This is a genomic window from Streptomyces sp. TBY4, from assembly GCF_024213195.1.
In the GTDB taxonomy this organism is placed as follows: domain Bacteria; phylum Actinomycetota; class Actinomycetes; order Streptomycetales; family Streptomycetaceae; genus Streptomyces.
This window is the reverse complement of sequence record NZ_JANAVF010000027.1, coordinates 1-17,310: the sequence shown is the minus strand read 5'-3', so window position 1 is coordinate 17,310 and position 17,310 is coordinate 1. Positions and strand designations below refer to the sequence as shown.

Genomic DNA, 17,310 nt, shown 5'->3' with positions numbered 1-17,310 from the left:
CGATGGCTGGTGTGCCGGTCAGCGCTTGCGGCGGCGGGCCGCCGCCTCGAGACCGGACCTGCGCCTTTCCGCCTGGTTGCGGGTGGCCTCGCGGTCCTGGGCCGGCGCCGGGCCTGCGGCCTCGGCGTCGACGACCTTGGCGAGGGCCGTGACGGTCGGCGCTTCGAAGAGGATGTGCGGGGGCAGCTCCGCGTCGGGGAACGCCCGGCGCAGTGCGGCGAGGACGGTGATGCCGAGCAGTGAACTTCCGCCCAGCTCGAAGAAGTTGTCGTTGACTCCGGTGCGGTCCAGACGGAGCGCCTCGCCCCAGATCCCGGCGATGGTCTGCTCGACCGTGCCGGAGGGTTCCTGATATGGCGTCACCAGTTCGGGACGGGGGTGCCGCGAGCCGGTGCCGCCGGTCACTTCCTCGGAGGTGACGGTGGCCACGGTGAAGCGGGTGCTGAACCGCACCACGGTCGGGAAGTCCTGGGTCGAGACGACGACCCGGGACTCTCCGGAGCCGAGTGCCCTGAGCAGCGAGCGCCAGCCGTCGTCGAAGGTGATGCCGAAGTGGGCGCGGTGGTTGCGGAAGAAGGTCTGCAGGGACTCCTCGTAGCCCGCGAGGCCGTTGGACCAGGCGTTCCACGTCCACTCGCCCCAGTCGACGGAGAGCACGCGCCGTCCGTCGGCCGCGAGGGAGTTCGCGAAGGCGTCGAGGTACGCGTTGCCCGCGCAGTAGTCGACCTGGCCGGGGCCGCCACCCGTGACGGACGTGATGGACGAGAAGAGGACCAAGAAGTCGAGGTGCAGCTCGTCGGGCCGTCCGATCCGCAGGGCCTCGGCGATCGCACGGCAGCCGGCGATCTTCGAGGCGAGGACGGCCTGTCCGTCACCGGGCTGCTTGAACTGCATGAGTCCGGTGCCGGGCACGCCGGCCGTGTGCAGCAGGCCGTGCAGCGCGCCGAACCTCTCGACGGCACGGTCGACGGCCCCGCGCACGTCCGCCGGGTCGGCGACGTCACCGGTGACGATCTCCACCTCGGCGCCGTGCGCGAGGAGCCCGAGGACCTCGGTCACCCTCCTGCGAGTGGTGTCGTCCGCGGCCTCGGTGCCCGCCGCGACGGCTTCCCACCGCTCGCGCGGCGGCAGGCCGGTGCGTCCGAACAGCACGAGCTTGGCGCGGTGTTCGCGCGCCAGGTGGTCGGCCATGCCGAGGCCGATGCCACCGAGGCCGCCGGTGATCAGGTAGACGCCGCCGTCGCGCGGGGCCGCGCCTCCCGTCTCCGTGCCGGGGGCGGCGGGCAGCTGCTCGTACGTGCACAGCCAGCGGCGGTTGCCGCGGAGGGCGACGGTCGCGGCGGCGCGCGGGCGCCGCAGCTCGGCGACGAGGGCGGCGGCCGTGGTGGCCGGGTCCGTGTCGATCAGCCGCGTGGTGACCGTGGGGTACTCCAACGGGATGACCAGAGCGGGACCGGTGACCGTGGCGGAGGCCGGGCGGGCCTCGGAGCCGTCGAGCACCTGCTGGCTGCCGGTGGTCGCGATGTCCAGGGTCCAATCCTCGAAGCCGAGTTCACCGGCCGCCCGGGCGAGGGCGATCAGGGTGTCCAGGCCCCGGTTCAGGATCCCGGCCTCGGTGTCGCCGGCCTCCTCGCCGAGCGTCCACAGGTGGACCACCCGCTCCAGGCGGTGTCCGGCGCTCCGCAGGGCGCGGAGCACCGCGAGGGTGTCCTCGTCGCTGCCGGGGCGGACCGTCCAGCCGTCCTCGGTCCTGCCGTGGGTGTCGCCGGGGCGGAGCACGGTGACGGTGGCGCCCGCCGGTTCCACGGTGCGGCGCAGCTCGTCGAGGGCCCGGTCGGCAGCGCCCTCACGGGCGTACACCAGCCAGTGCGCGGGCTGGTTCCCGTCGGCCGCCGTCGGGGCGGTCTGGTGCCAGACGGGCAGGTAGAGCCACTCCTCCTCGGCCTGCTTCGGGACCTTGCCGATGTCGTCCATGGACATCGGCTCGGCCGGGGCGCCTGTGGCCGGGGCGCCGATGGCGCCCTGAGGAGACGGCTTGGACCGCTCGATCCAGTACCGCTGGCGCTGGAAGGGGTACGTGGGGAGCGGGATCCGGCCGGGGGCACGGCCGGGGGCGGGGGTCGCCGCGCCGGGGCCGCGGCCGTGATGGGCGGCCCAGTCGACGTCGACGCCGAGCAGCCACAGCCTGGCGAGGCAGTCGGCGAGGACGGCGTCGGCGGGCCGCGGGTCGCCCGCGGCCGGCAGGGTCGCCGTGATCATCGGCCAGCGCTCGGGGGGGCAGGCCGCGGCGCGCATCAGCGCGCCCAGGGACGGTCCGGGGCCGATCTCGACGACGGCCAGCTCGGGGTCGGCGATCAGGCCCGCGGCGCCCGCAGCGAACTCCACGGTGCCGCACATGTGACGGGCCCAGTAGCCCGGGTCGCGGACCAGGTCGGCGTCGGCGACGCCACCGGTGACGTTGGAGTAGTAGAGCAGTTCCGGCGCATGGAGGGTGACGTTCGCCTCAATCCAGGCGGTGAGTTCGGCGGTGAGGCCGCCGAGCATCCGGGAGTGGAAGGCGTGGGTGGTCTCCAGCGGCCGGTACGGGACCTCGGCCTTGCGCAGTTCCTCGGCGAGCAGCGCCATGTCGGCGTCGGGTCCGGCGACGACGACCGTGTCGGGGCCGTTGACCGCGGCGATGTCCAGGCCCCGCCGCTCGATCCGGAAGCGCCGCCGCAGGGCGTCGGCGGAGAGCGGGACCGCGGCCATCGTGCCGCGCTCGGCCCCGGCGATCAGCCGGGCCCGGTGCACGACGAGCGCGAGGGCGTCGTCGAGGGAGAGCACCCCTGCCAAGCAGGCGGCCACGTACTCGCCCAGGCTGTAGCCGAGCATCGCCTGCGGTCGCACGCCCCAAGCCATCAGGGTGCGGGCGAGCGCGTAGTCGACGGCGAACATCAGCGGCTGCGCGACCTCGGTGCGGCGCATCGCCGCGGCGCGCTCGTCCGTGGCCGTCGCCCGGCCGAGGAGGACCGCGAGGTCCTGGGCGCCGCCGCGGACGCCGGTGAGCAGGTCGGCGACGTCCCCGTCGGGCAGGGCCGCGGAGATCCGGTCCAGGCAGGCGTCGAGGGCGGCGGCGAACTCCGGCTCGCGGCGGTACAGCTCGCCGACGAGGCCCGGGTACTGCTCGCCGACCCCGGCGAAGAGGAAGGCCACGGGCCTGCCCTGGGCGGCATCGGTGCGCGCGGCGAGGGGTGCGGCGCCATCGGCGCCGGTGAGGACCGGGACTGCCTCCTCGACGGAGGTGACCACGGCGGCACGCCGGTGCTCGAAGGTCTTGCGCCCCACCTGGAGGGTGAACGCGGTGTCGTCGAGCCGGGTCTCCGGCCGGGTCCGCAGGTGCTCGCCGAGGCGCTGGACGGCTTCGTCGGCGGCCGCCGTGGTACGGGCGGAGACCGGCAGCACCTGGTAGCGGCGGGCGCTCTCCGGGGCGGCGGGGGCCGTCTCGGGGCGGGCGGGGGGTTCCTCAACGACCACGTGGACGTTGGTGCCGCCCATGCCGAGGGAGTTGAGGCCGGCGATCCGGGGGCGCCCCTCCCCCGCCTCCCAGTGGGTCAGCCCGGCGTTGACGTAGAACGGGCTGTTCTCGAAGTCGATCTCCGGGTTGGGGCTGGTGTAGTGCAGGGTCGCCGGGATGACGCCCTCACGGACGGCCAGGGACGCCTTGATGAGGCCGGCGGTGCCGGCGGCGCGGTCCAGGTGGCCGATGTTGGTCTTCACCGAGCCGAGGGCGCAGTACTGGCGGGTGTCGGTGGGGCCGAAGGCGCGGGTCAGGGCAGCCACCTCGATGGGGTCGCCGAGTTCGGTGGCGGTGCCGTGCGCCTCGACGTACCCGATGTCCTCGGCGGTGACGCGGGCGTCCGCCATGGCGTCGGCGATCACCTGGGCCTGGCCGATCACGCTGGGCGCGGTGTAGCCGACCTTCAGTGCGCCGTCGTTGTTCATCGCGGAGCCGCGGATGACGGACCAGATGTGGTCGCCGTCGCGGAGCGCGTCGGAGAGCCGCTTGAGGACGACGACGGTGGCGCCGTCGCCGAACATGCTGCCCTGGGCCTTGGAGTCGAAGGTGCGGACGTGTCCGTCGACGGACTCCTGACCGCCAGCGGTGTACAGGTGCCCGACCCGGTCCGGGACGCGGATGGAGACGCCGCCGGCGAGCGCCATCTCGCAGTCGCCCGCGCGCAGGGCGCGGGCCGCCGTGTGGACGGCGACGAGCGAGGTGGAGCAGAAGGTCTGGACGGCGACGCTGGGGCCGCGCAGGTCGAACAGGTAGGAGACGGAGGTCGTCAGAGCGTCCTTGTCGTTGCCCATGATGATCTCGTACGTGCTGACGTCCTCGTCGCCCGCCAGCCGGTCGGCCATCCCGAGCAGGTAGGTGCTGATGTTGGTGCCGCCGAACACGCCGACCCGGCCGCGGTGTTCGGGGCGGCAGTAGCCGGACTGCTCCAGCGCTTCCCAGCAGGTCTCAAGGAACAGGCGCTGCTGGGGGTCGGTGAGCGCGGCCATCCGGGGGCTGAGTCCGAAGAAGCCCGCGTCGAAGCCCGCGATGTCGTCCAGGACCGCGCGGGCCGGGACGTAGGACGGATCGTGGACCAGGGCGGGATCGACGCCGGCCTCGATGAGCTCCTCCGGCGAGAAGAAGGTGATCGACTCAACGCCGTCGCAGAGGTTGCGCCAGAACTGGGTAACGTCCGCGGCGCCGGGGAAGCGGCCCGCCATGCCGACCACGGCGATGTGCCGGTCCAGGTCATGGTCGGGCTCCGCGGCCGCGGCGGGTCGCGACGGTTCGGTCCGCGGCGCGGGGGCGGCCGCGACGGGCGCCGCCGGGGTGCCGGTCGCGGCGGCCCCCTGCTCGTCGAGAGCGGCGCCGAGCGCGTGGACGGTGGGCGCGGCGAAGAGCGTAACCGTCGGGATCACGATGCCGAAGCGCTGCTTGACCAGGTTGAGCATCTGCAGCGCGAGCAGGGAATTGCCCTGGAGGTCGAAGAAGTTGTCGCGGACGCCGATCGGTTCGACGCCGAGGACGTCCGACCACAGGCCGGCGAGGACGCGTTCGGTGGCGGTCAGCGGCGGGACGTACGGCTGCGGCAGGTCGGGGCGCTGGTACCGGGTCGCGGTGGCCGCGGCCGGTGCGGTTGCCGCGCCGGCGGGCACGGGGAGCCGGTCGGCGAGGCCGCCGGCGACGACGATCACGGCGGGGCGGGCCAGGTCGAGGAGCGCGTCGAAGGCGCCGAGCGCCTCCGGGTCGCTCATGGAGTGGCTGATCATCGTCGCGCCGACCTGGCCGTCGAGCCGGTCCAGGGTACAGGCCCAGGTGTCCCAGCTCGCTGCGGTCCAGCGGGTGGTGGTGCTCGTCCGGCGGTGGGCGAGCGCGGTGAGGGCCGCGTTCGCCGCGGCGTAGCTGCCGAAGGCGAGGCCGCCGAGGAGGGCGGAGGTCGACGAGAAGAGCACGCAGTGGGCGGGGCGCCGTGCCGCAGGGAGCCCGGAGACGACCGCGTCGAGGACACGGGCGCCGTCGACCTTGGCGCCGAAGTGCCGGGCCACGGCGGCGGCGTCCAGGTCCTGCAGGGGCCGGAAGGTGTCCGGGGCGGACTCGGCGGCGGCGTGCACCACGCCGTCGATGCGGTCGGCGTCGAAGAGGGCACGCATCGCGGCCTCGTCGGTGACGTCCACAAGCGGGGTGCGGATCTCGGCACCCAGCTCGCGCAGGCGCCGCACGGCGGCGGCGCGCGGGTGGTCCGGGTCGTCGGGGACGCCGTTGCGGCTGGTCAGGATCAGCGTGGTGGCGCCGCGGCGGACCAGGTGCTCGGCGAGGGTGATGCCGACGTCGCCGAGGCCGCCGGTGATGAGCCAGGTGGTTCCCTCGACGACGGCCGGGTCGGGCAGGGCGTCGCCGGCGGCTTCGCCTGCCTCGGCGGGGACGTAGCCGGGGACGTGCCAGCGGCCGTCGCGGTGGGCGGCGGTCACGGTGCCGGTGGGGTGACGCAGGAGGGCGGCGAGGGCCTCGGCGGCTTCGGCGGCGCCGGAGCCGGGGGCGAGGTCGGCGCTGCTCGTGTCGAGGTTCAGGTACTCCTGGTTGGCGACCACGGGCAGCACTGCGACGGCGGCCTGGGCCGGGTCGGCCTGCTCGCCGTCGGCGACGGTCTGGCCTCCGCGGGTGACCACGACGACGCGGGTGGTGCCGGCGCCGTCGGCGCCCAGGGCGGCGAGGGTGCGGGACAGCGAGAGCACTCCGGCGGAGGCATCGGCGGAGTCGAGCGCCGCCAGGTGGACGACTGTGCGGCCGTCGGCGGGGAGGTCCTCGCCGGGGCGGACGACGGTCACCTGGGTGCCCTCGCGGCGCAGCAGGGCGGCGAGGGCGCCGGCGGTGCCGCCGGCGTCCGCGATCAGCACGTGGTGGCCGTCGGCCGGGGCCGTGGCGATGCTCTCCGGGGCTCCCGCGGGGTCCCACCGCTGAGTCAGCAGCTGGACGTGGGGGGCGGGCGCGGTGGTCTCGGCGGGCTGCGGGCCCGTCGTTCCGGTCCGGCCCGCGGGTGCGTCGATCCAGTAGCGCTCGCGCTGGAACGGGTAGAGCGGCAGTTCGGCGGCGCGCGGCGCGCGGCCTTCCTGGTAGCCCGTCCAGTCGACGGAAACACCGGCCAGCCACAGTCTGCCGACGGCCTCGGCCAGTACGGTCGCGGCGGGGCGCGGATCGCCCTCGGCGGGCAGGGCCTGCACGATGAGGGGCCAGCGGTCGGGGGGGCACGCGGCGTGGCCGCGGACCAGGGCGCCGAGCGACGGACCGGGGCCGATCTCCAGGAGGGCGGTCTCGGTCCGGGTGAGCAGGGTGGCGACGGCGTCGTCGAACCGGACGGGGCCGCACATGTGCTCGGCCCAGTACGCCGGGTCGGTGGCCTGCGCGTCGGTGATCAGTTCGCCGGTGACGTTGGAGACGTACGGGATGGCCGGCGGGTGAAGCGTGACGTGGGTGGCGATCCAGTCCGTGAGTCCGGCCCGGATCGGCTCCAGCATCCGCGAGTGGAAGGCGTGGGTGGTGGCGAGCGGCCGGCACGGGACGGTGTCCTCAGCCAGGGCCTCTCGGAAGGTGTCGAGGGCCGCGGGTTCGCCGGAGACGACGGTGACCCCGGGGCCGTTGACCGCGGCGATGTCCAGGCCGTCGAGGCCGGTCCGCACGATCCGGGCACGCACCTCGTCGGCGGAGAGCGGCACGGCCGCCATGGCCCCGGCGGGCAGGGCGTGGATGAGCCGCGCCCGGTGGGCGACGAGCGCGAGGGCGTCCTCGACGGAGAGCACGCCGGCCAGGCAGGCGGCGACGTACTCGCCGAGGCTGTAGCCGACCATGACGGACGGCTCGACGCCCCAGGAGCGGACGAGCTGGGCGAGTGCGTACTCGACGGCGAAGAGGGCGGGCTGGAGCCGGTCGGTGGCGTCGTTCCCGTCGCCCTCGGGTGCGCCGGTGCGGCCGAGGAGCCGGCCGAGGTCGGCGCCGCCGGGCGCGGTGGCGCGGGGGGCGAGCAGGGCGGTGAGCGGGTCGGCTCCCGTCTGCTCCACGAGCAGGGTGCGGCAGTGGTCGATGACGGAGCGGAACACGGGCTCCGTCTCGTACAGCTCGGCGGCCATGCCCGGGTACTGCTCGCCGGTGCCCGCGATGAGGAAGCCGACGGGCCGGTCCGTCTGGCCGTCCACGCGGGAGAGGACGTCGCCTTCCCGCAGGCGGGCGGCGGCCTCATCAGCGGTTCCTGCGACGAGCATCCGCCGGTGGCCGAAGACGCCGCGTCCGCTCTGCAGGGTGTGCGCGACGTGCGCCAGCGCGCCGGCGGACTCCTCCAGGTGTCCGGCCAGCGCCCGGGCGGACGCGTCGGCCGCCTCGGCGGAGCGGCCCGACCAGACGAGCAGTTCGGCGGGGCGCGGTGCGGCGGGCGCGGGGGCCGGCAGGGGCGCCTCTTCGAGGACGACGTGGGCGTTGGTGCCGCCGATGCCGAAGGCACTGACGCCGGCCCGGCGGGGCGTGGCGCCGCGCGGCCACGCGTGGGGCTCGGTGACGACGGTCAGCCGGGCGCCGCCCGCGGCGAGCTGGGGGTTGGGCGTCGTGAAGTTGCGAGTCGGGGGTATCTCGCCGTGGTGCAGGGCGAGCGCGGCCTTGATGAGGCCGGTGACGCCGGCGGCCCGGTCGAGGTGACCCACGTTGGTCTTCACCGACCCGACGAGGAGCTGCTCGCCGTCGAACACCTGCTGGAGGGCGGCGATCTCGGCGGCGTCGCCGAGGGCGGTCCCGGTGCCGTGGGCCTCGATGTAGTCGATGTCGGCGGGGCCGAACCCGGCGGCGGCGAGCGCCTCGGCGATGACGGCTGCCTGGCCCTCCACGCCGGGGGCGGTGAAGCCGACCTTCCGGCCGCCGTCGTTGTTGACGGCCCAGCCGCGGAGTACGGCGTAGACCCGGTCGCCGTCGGCGAGCGCGTCCTCCAGGCGGCGCAGGGCGACCACGCCGACGCCGCTGCCCAGCGGGGCGCCTAGGCCCGAGGCGTCGAAGGCCCGGCACTCGCCGTCGGGCGGGGTGATGCCGCCTTGCTGGTACGGGTAGCCGACGCGGTGCGGGACGCCGAGCGCGACGCCGCCCGCGAGGGCCATGTCACATTCGAGGTTCGCGAGGCTGGTCGCGGCCGCGCAGACCGCGACGAGCGAGGTCGAACAGTAGCTCTGGATGCCGTACGCGGGGCCGGTCAGGCCCAGGGTGTGGGCGACCCGCAGGGGCAGCGAGTCCTTGTCGTTGGCGAGGCCGACGGCGAACTCGCCGACCTCTCCGGCGACTCCGGCGGGCAGCAGGTTGTTGATCAGGTACGAGCTCAGTCCCGCGCCGCCGAAGACGCCGATGGTGCCGTCGAAGCGGGCCGGGTCGCAGCTGGCGTCCTCCAGGGCGTGCCAGCTGTGTTCGAGGAACAGCCGGTGCTGCGGGTCGAGGATCTGGGCTTCCTTCGGGTTGATCCCGAAGAAGCCCGCGTCGAACCGGTCGTAGCCGTCGATGACGGCCCCCGCCTTGACATAGGCGGGGTCGGCGAGCTGCTCCTCGGGAACCCCGGCGGCGCGGAGCTCCTCGTCGGTGAACCGGGTGATGCCCGAGCGTCCGGCGCGGATGGCGGCCCACAGGCCGGCGACGTCCGCGGCGCCCGGGAACCGGCCCGCCACACCGACGATCGCGATGTCCGTGTCGGAGACGTCGGCGGGGATGTACTCAGTCACTTCTGTCCTCACTTGCGCGTTCCGGAAATCTTCGCGCCGCGGGCACGGCGTCGCTCACCTCGGGCCGAACCGGCCGCTCGTCCGGCGCCGCCGTCGGCCGGGCCGTTCATGTCGGGCGCGGCCAGCGCGGCCGCGAACTCGGCGACCGTGGGGTGCTGGAAGAGCACCGCGGGCGCGATCCGCCGGTCGAACCGCTTCTCCAGCGCCGCCACCATGGCCATGCCGACCAGGGAGTTGCCGCCGAGTTCGAAGAAGGGGTCGTGGACGCCGATCCGGTCGATGCCAAGGTAGGCACCCCAGGTGTCGGCGATGACGGTCTCCAACTCGGTGCGGGGGGCGGCGTAGTCGATACGTAGTGCGGGGCGGGGGAACCGCTCCGCGTCCGACGCGCCGGGTGCCGGGGCGAGCAGTTCGGAGAGGTCCGTACCGGCGGCCCATTCCCGCAGGCCCTCGGTCAGCTCCTGGCGGACCGCGAGCACCGTTCCCCTCGTCCCGTCGACCAACCGGTCCAGGAGGGCGCAGCCGTCCTCGTCCGTGAAGCCGTACGTCGTGCGGTAGGCGGCGACGCGGTCGGCGAGCGCACCGCCGAGCGCAGTGCTCTGCCAGTCGTCGTGCTGCCAGGGGCCCCAGGCGATCGTGAGCACGCGGGTGGTGGGAGCGGCGTCGGCGAGGGCGGCACCGTAGGCGTTCAGGACGGTGTTCGCCGCGCAGTAGTCGCCTTCGCCGATGCCGCCGAACACGGTGATCGCCGAGGAGTACAGCACAAGGAGTTCGGGCCGCAGGTCCTCCGGGGTTCCGGGGCCGACGAGTTCGGCGAGCGGGCCCATGGCGAGGACCTTGGGCGCGAGCACCCGGGCGGTGTCGTCGACCGTACGGCGCTGGGTCATGCCCCCGGCGGGGACGCCCGCCGCGTGGACGACGCCGGTCAGCGCGCCGAAGTGGTCGCGGCAGGCGTTCAGGGCGCCCCGCAGCAGGTCGGGGTCGCCGACGTCGGCGCTGAGGAGGAGCACCTCGGCGCCCTGCGCCTCCAGCTCACGCACGTCCGCCAGGCTCTGTGCGGCCCGGCCGTCGGGTTCGGCGGCGGCCGCCCGGCGCAGATCGGTCCGGCCGACGAGGGCGAGGCGGCGCACACCGGTGCGGACGAGGTGGCGGGCGAGGGTCATGCCCAAGCCGCGGGTGCCGCCGGTGATGAGGTAGGTGCCGTCGGGGCGCCACGGGGTGTCGCCTTCGACCCGGGGTTCGGGGGCGACCGGGGCCCAGCGTTCGAGCCAGCGGCGGCCGCCGCGCCAGCCGACCAGGGTCGGTTCGGTGGTCAGGTCGGGGTCGCTCCAGGGGCCGCGCCGCAGTTCTTCGGCGAGCTGCCAGGCCGCGTCCCGCGGCTCCGTACCAGCCGCGAGGTCCACGCCCCGCCAGGCCAGGCCGGGGTACTCGGAGCGCACCACGCGGCCGAGGCCGTGCACCACGGTCCCGGCCGGGGCGACCGCGTCGCCTCCGGTGATCTCGGCCGCGCCCTCGCTGCAGGTCAGCAGGCGCACACCGGACGTGGAGGCGGCGGCGCCCGCCGCCTGGACGGCGAGCAGGAGGGTGCCGAAGCCGTCGCCGGCCACCCCGCGCAGCTCCGCGTCGCCGGCGAAGACCGGGGTCCCGGCGTCCGCCCGCAGGCTCCACAGGTGGACAACGTGCACGGGGCCGCCGCCGACGGTGTCGAGGACCCGTCGGTAGTGGTCCGGCTCGGCCGGGTCGATGACGCAGCGCCGGGAGCCGTCGCGGCGGAACCCGTCTCCGGGGACCACTTCGACGACCGGCGTGCCCGCCGCCTCCAGGAGGTCCGAGAGGGCGCTGCCGATGCCGTGCGCGTCGGAGAACACGACCACGGGCCCGTCCGGGGCGGGCGCCCCGGCCGGGGTACGGCCGAAGTCCCGCTGCCACGACGGCGCGTAGCACCGCTCCTCGGGGGCGGCGGCGGTCCGCTGGACTCCGTCCGGGCGGCTGCCCGCGGCCTGCGGCCACAGGCGGGTGCGTCCGAAGGGGTACGAGGGCAGTTCGGCGATCCGCTCGCGGCCGTGCGCCAGGCTGCTCCAGTCCAGGTCGCAGCCGAGCTCCCAGAGGCGGCCGCAGGTCTCCAGCACGGCGGTGACGCCGTCGGTCGACCCGCCGGCCGGCCACTGAGCCGGAAGCGTGCCGAGCACGACGGGCTGGGTTCCGCCGATGACGTTCTGCCGCACCAGGCCGCCGAGGGTCTGCCCGGCTCCCAGCTCGACGAAGACGTCCGCCCCCTGCTCGACACAGGCGCGCACCGCGTCGGCGAACAGTACTGGCCGGCACAGGTGTTCCGCCCAGTACTGGGGGTCGGTGGCCTGCTCGGCGGTGAGCGGCGCGCCCGTGGTGTTGGAGATGACCGTGCGCTCGGGGGCGTGCCGGGGCACGGAGGCGACGACCTCGGCGAGCCGGTCGCGGACGGGGCGCAGCAGCGAGGAGTGGAAGGCGTGCGCCGAGCGCAGTGGCCGGGCGGGGACGCCCTCGTCGGCGAGCAGGCCCGCCACCTTCTCGATCGCGTCCGGGGCCGCGCTGATGACGGTCATCGTCGGGCCGTTGACGGCTGCCACGTCGGCGCGGGCGCCGACGCGCGCGAGGACGTCGGCGACCAGGTCGGTGCCGGCGGCGACCGCGAGCATCCGGCCGGCCGGGGCGGACTCGATGAGCCGGGCGCGTTCGGTGACGACCCAGAGGGCGTCTTCCAGGCTGAACACGCCGGCGAGGCAGGCCGCCACGTACTCGCCGAGGCTGTAGCCGACGAGCAGGTCGGGGGTGATGCCGCGGTGGGCGAGGAGCTGCGCGAGGGCGTACTCGACGGTGAAGAGGAAGGGGTGGGCGACGCCCGCGCGGTCGAGGGGGTCCTCACCCGCGGGCCGGTCGCCGGTGCGGCCGAGGAGCGCCGCCAGGTCGCCGCCGTCGCGGAGGTCGGGGGCGGTGAGCAGCAGCGGCCGCAGGTCGACCCCGCATCGCCGTTCCGCGATGTCCAGGCAGCGGTCGATGGCTTCGGCGAAGACCGGCTCGGCGCGGTACAGGTCGTGACCGAGGCCGCGGTACTGGTCGCCGACGCCGGGCAGCATGAAGGCGACGCGGGGGCGGCCCTCGGCGCGGCGGACGCCGGGGGCGGTGCCGGCCGCGCGCAGCCGGGCGGAGGCCTCGGCCGGGTCGCCGGCCACTACGGCCCGCCGGTACTCGAGCGGGGTCCTGCCCTGCCGCAGGGTGTGGGCCACGTCGTCGAGCGGCAGCCCGGCGACGGCGTCGGCGAGCCTTCCGAGCTGGGTGCGGAGGGTCTCGTCGGCGGCGGCGGAGACGGGCAGCAGCCGGGGTACGGCGGGGGCGTCCGCGACGTCCTCGGCTCCGTCCGTGCCGGTGGCAGGCGGGGCCGCTTCCAGGACGACGTGGGCGTTGGTGCCGGACCAGCCGAAGGCACTGACGCCGGCGACGCGGGCGCCGGTCCCGGCGGCCAGGTCGCTGCGCCGGCCGGCGGGCCGGACGGTGCCCTCCTCGGGGATCGCGGCGGCGGGCTGCTCCATGTGGAGGTTGGGCGGGACGACGCCGTTCTCCAGGACGAGGACGGTCTTGATGAGACCGGCCATGCCCGCGGCCGCCTGGGTGTGGCCGATGTTCGTCTTGACCGCTCCCACGTGCAGCGGGCGCTCCGGGTCCCGGCCGCCGAACACCTCGTTCAGCGCGCCCAGCTCGATCGCGTCCCCGAGCGCCGTGGCGGAACCGTGCGCCTCGACGTACGCGACCTCGTCCGGTGCCGTCTTCGCGGCGGCGAGCGAGCGGCGGATCACGTCGACCTGCGCGCCTCGGCTCGGGGCGGTGAGTCCGTTGCTGCGGCCGTCCTGGTTGACCGCGGAGCCGCGGATGACGGCCCGGATCCGGTGGCCCTGGCGTACTGCGTCGGAGAGCCGGGCCAGGATGACGGCGCCGCCGCCTTCGCCCATCACGTAGCCGTTGGCCCGCTCGTCGAAGGTGCGGCACAGGCCGTCCGGGGAGAGCATCGAGGTGGCGCAGCCGTAGATGTACACGTCGGGCTGCATCATCAGGAACCCGCCGGCGGCCACGGCGAGGTCGCACTCCCTGCGACGCAGGGCGCCGACCGCTTGGTGGACGGCGACGAGCGACGAGGAGCAGGCAGTGTCCAGTGTCATCGCCGGACCGCGCAGATCGAAGTGGTACGCGAGCCGGCCGGCGACGACGCTGGCGGCGCTGCCCTGACCCATGTACGGGTCGGTGTAGGCGCGGGGGCCCTGGCTCTCGGCCTGGAGCCGCCCGTACTGAAGGGTGTCGGAGAAGCCGACCATGACGCCGGTGCGACTGCCGGCCAGGGTCGACGGCGGCGTGCCCGCGTTCTCCATGGCCTCCCAGACCAGCTCCATCAGCATGCGCTGGTGCGGGTCCATGCGCAGGGCTTCCTGCGGGGAGTGCCCGAAGAGGGCGGAGTCCCACCCGGCGATGTCCGACAGGAAGGCGCCGCTGCGTGTGTACAGGCCGTAGTCGTCGTACGGATCGAGGTCGAACCGGTCGGCCGGCACCTCGTCGGTGACGGCGGTACGGCCCTCGCTGAGCAGCTCCCAGTAGGCGTCGACGGATTCCGCGCCGGGGTAGCGGCAGGACATGCCGATGACGGCCACGGGCTCGTCATGGCGTTCCGTCAGGTCGGCGAGCTGGCGCCGTGTGTCGGCCAGTTCGACGGTGGCCCGTTTGAGGTAGTCCCGCAGTCTGTGTTCGTCCGCCATCGCTGAAGTCCCCGCCATCCATGTGTGTTTCGAAGCTGTCGCGTCAGAGCTGGTTGTCGATGAAGGCGAAGATCTCCTCGTCCGATGCCGCTTCCAGGTCCGCCGTGGCCGTGTCCCGCTCCGGCCGGCCCGCGAGCCGGACCAGCGCAGCCTGGAGATCGGCCACGGCCCGCGCGAGGGTCTCCGGGTCGGCGTCCGCGAGCCGCTCGGTAGCCTCGGCGAGGGCCTGCCGCAGCAGCGCGTCGGGGGCGGCGGCGGCCGGCGCCAGCTGTCCGGTCAGGTGCGCCGCCAGGTCCGTCACCGTCGGGTGGTCGAACACGAGGGTCGGCGGGAGGTCCAGGCCGGTCGCGGCGTTGAGCCGGTTGCGTAGTTCCACCGCCGTCAGCGAGTCGAGCCCGAGTTCGCTGAAGGGGCGGGAGGCGTCGACGGAGGCCGCCGAGCCGTGGGCGAGGACCGCGGCGACCTGCGCGCGCACCTCGTCGACGACCGCGGCCGTCGCCTCGGCGCGGGACAGGCCGGCCAGCCGCTCGCGCAGCCCCGCCACCGCGGTCTCCGGCGGGCCGTCGGCCATGCGGCGCACGGTGCGGACCAGGCCCCGGAGGACCGGGGTGATGTCGCCGCTGCTGTCGGCCCTGGCCTGGAGCGCGCCGGTGCTCCAGCGGGAGGCGACGACGAGCGGCTCGGCCGCGTCCCCGGCGCCGAAGGCGGTGTCGAAGAGCTCCAGGCCCTGGGCCGCGCTGAGGACGGCCACGCCGGAGCGCGCCATCCGCGCCTCGTCTGCCGGGGACAGACCGGCCGCCATGCCGGAGTCCATCGACCACACGCCCCAGGCGAGGGAGGTGCCGGGCAGCCCCCGGTCCCGGCGGTGGGCCGCCAGGGCGTCCAGGAAGGCGTTGGCGGCCGCGTAGTTGCCCTGCCCCGCGTTCCCCAGCACGCTCGCGATCGAGGAGAACAGCACGAACCGGCGCAGCGGCAGTCCGGCCGTCAACTCGTGCAGGTGCCAGGCCGCGTCGGCCTTGGGCCGGAAGACCGCGTCGAGGCGCTCCGGCGACAGGCCGTCGAGCATGGCGTCGTCCAGCACGCCCGCCGTGTGCACGACGCCGACCAGCGGACGGTCCGGGGACACCGACGCGAGCAGGGTCCCGAGCGCGTCCCGGTCCGCCACGTCGCACGCGACGATCTGGACCGAGGCCCCCTTCCCCTCCAGGCGCGCGGCCAGCTCTCCGGCACCCGCGGCGGCCGGTCCCCGGCGGGAGACCAGCAGCAGGTCCCGTGCCCCGAACCGGTCCACCAGGCGCTCCGCGACCAGCGCGCCGAGACCACCCGTACCACCAGTGACGAGGACGGTACCGGCGTCGAAGCCCCCGTCCTCGGCCGGCGGCGGGTCACGCCGCACCACGCGCGGTACCGACACCCTGCCGTCCCGCACCCGCAGTTGCGGCTCGCCGGCCGCGACCGCGGCGGCGAACAGCGGCCAGTCGGCGAAACCGGACTCCACGTCACCGAGCACCACACGGCCGGGGTGCTCGACCTGCAAGGTGCGCACCAGACCCCACACCGCTTCCCCGGTCAGCAGCGCCCGGTCGGCGAGCAGCACCAGTCGCGCCCCGGCGAAGCACTCGTACGCGAGCCACTCCCGTACGAGCTCCAGCACCCGGCCCGTCTCCCGGCGCAGCGCGACGGGAACGGCGGGTCCGTCGCCCGTTGCACAGCTCACGACGACGTACTCCGGCGCTCCGTCCTCCTCCACCGCACCAGCCAGTTCGGCAAGGGACCCGTACCCGGGCACTCCCTCGACACCCTGGCCGACCGCCGCCCAGCGGGCGTCGCGGTCAGCCCCCGGAACATCGACCTCCACCCAGTCGAGCCCGTGGTACCCCACCGTCGCCGTACCCGCCCCCATGGCGGCGGCGAGCGCCGCCACAGTGACCGGTCGGACCCGCAGGCCTTCCACGGTCAGCACGGTCCGGCCGGCGGCGTCGGCCGCCTCGACGGCGAGTTCGTCCCCCTGCCCGGTCATGCGCAGCCGCAGGACCGTGGTGCCGGAGGCGGACAGCCGCACCCCGCGGAAGACGAAGGGCAGCCGGAGCTCGTCGGAACCGCTGGTCAGGACATACGGGTGGAAGGCCGTGTCCAGCAGCGCCGGGTGCAGGCCGAAGCCGTCGGACTCCGCCGCCGCCTCGATCCCCGCCTCCACATACAGCGCGTCACCAAGCCGCCAGGCCGCCCGCACACCGCGGAAGGCAGGCCCGTACTCGTACCCCCGCTCGGCGAGTTCCTCGTACGCGCCCTCCATGGCCACGGGCTCGGCGCCCACGGGCGGCCAACTCTCCGCCCAGGCACAAGCGGCCTCCGCGACCGCCCCTCCCCTGGCCAGGACACCTGAGGCATGCCGCACCCACGGCTCGTGGTCACCGACACGCGAGTGGACCCGCACCGCGTGGTCCTCGCCGTCCACCACGACCTGCACGGTGAGCGCCCGCTGGGACGGCAGCACCATCGGCGCCTCAAACGTCAGCTCGGCGACCTGGTCGTACCCCGCCTGCCCACCGGCCTCCAACACCATGTCCAGCAGCGCGGAACCGGGTACGACCACCACCCCCGCGACCTTGTGGTCGGCCAACCACGGCAGATCGCCCAGCGACAGGCGCCCCGTGGCCAGCACACCCCCACCCGCGAGGTCCACGACAGCCCGCAGCAACGGATGCCTCAGACCCCGCATCTCCCCGGCCCCGGCCCCGACACGCGCCGCGGACCGGTCCAGCCAGTACCGCTCGTGTTCGAAGGCGTAGGTGGGCAGGTCGAGGCGGGTACGCGTGCCGGTGAGGGCGTCCCAGTTGATGTGGGTGCCGGTGGTGTGGGTGTGGGCGAGGGCGTGGTGGAGGGTGTGGGTTTCGGTCTGGTTGCGGTGTTGGGTGGGGATGATGGTGGTGGTGGGGAGGGTTTCCCTGGCCATGGGGGTCAGGGCGCTGTCGGGTCCGATCTCGATGCAGGTGAGGTCGGTGTGGTGGGTGGTCAGGGTGGTCAGTCCGTCGGCGAAGCGGACGGCGTTGCGGACGTGGTTGACCCAGTAGTCGGGGTTTTGGAGCTGTCCGGGTTCGGCGAGGGTGCCGGTGAGGTTGGAGATCAGTGGCAGGTGCGCGTCGTGGTAGTCCAGGGTGCGGGCGAGCTGCCGGAACTCTTCCAGCATGGGTTCCATGAGGGGTGAGTGGAAGGCGTGGCTGACCTTGAGCCGGGTGGACTTGATCTGCGCGGTGGC

Annotated in this window: 3 protein-coding genes; all 3 read right to left on the bottom strand. The window is 74.8% G+C overall.

The annotated features are described in order from the left end of the window. Window positions 1-18: 18 nt before the first annotated feature. A complete protein-coding gene (locus NLX94_RS37320; RefSeq protein ID WP_254387732.1) occupies window positions 19-9,273 on the bottom strand; it encodes a type I polyketide synthase in 9,255 nt (3,084 codons plus the stop codon). 8 nt (window positions 9,274-9,281) lie between these two features. Continuing rightward, a complete protein-coding gene (locus NLX94_RS37315) occupies window positions 9,282-14,051 on the bottom strand; it encodes a type I polyketide synthase (protein WP_254387731.1) in 4,770 nt (1,589 codons plus the stop codon). A gap of 43 nt (window positions 14,052-14,094) precedes the next feature. Beyond that, window positions 14,095-17,310 (bottom strand): type I polyketide synthase (locus tag NLX94_RS37310; RefSeq protein WP_254387730.1); only part of this gene is annotated, 3,216 nt, incomplete at its 5' end.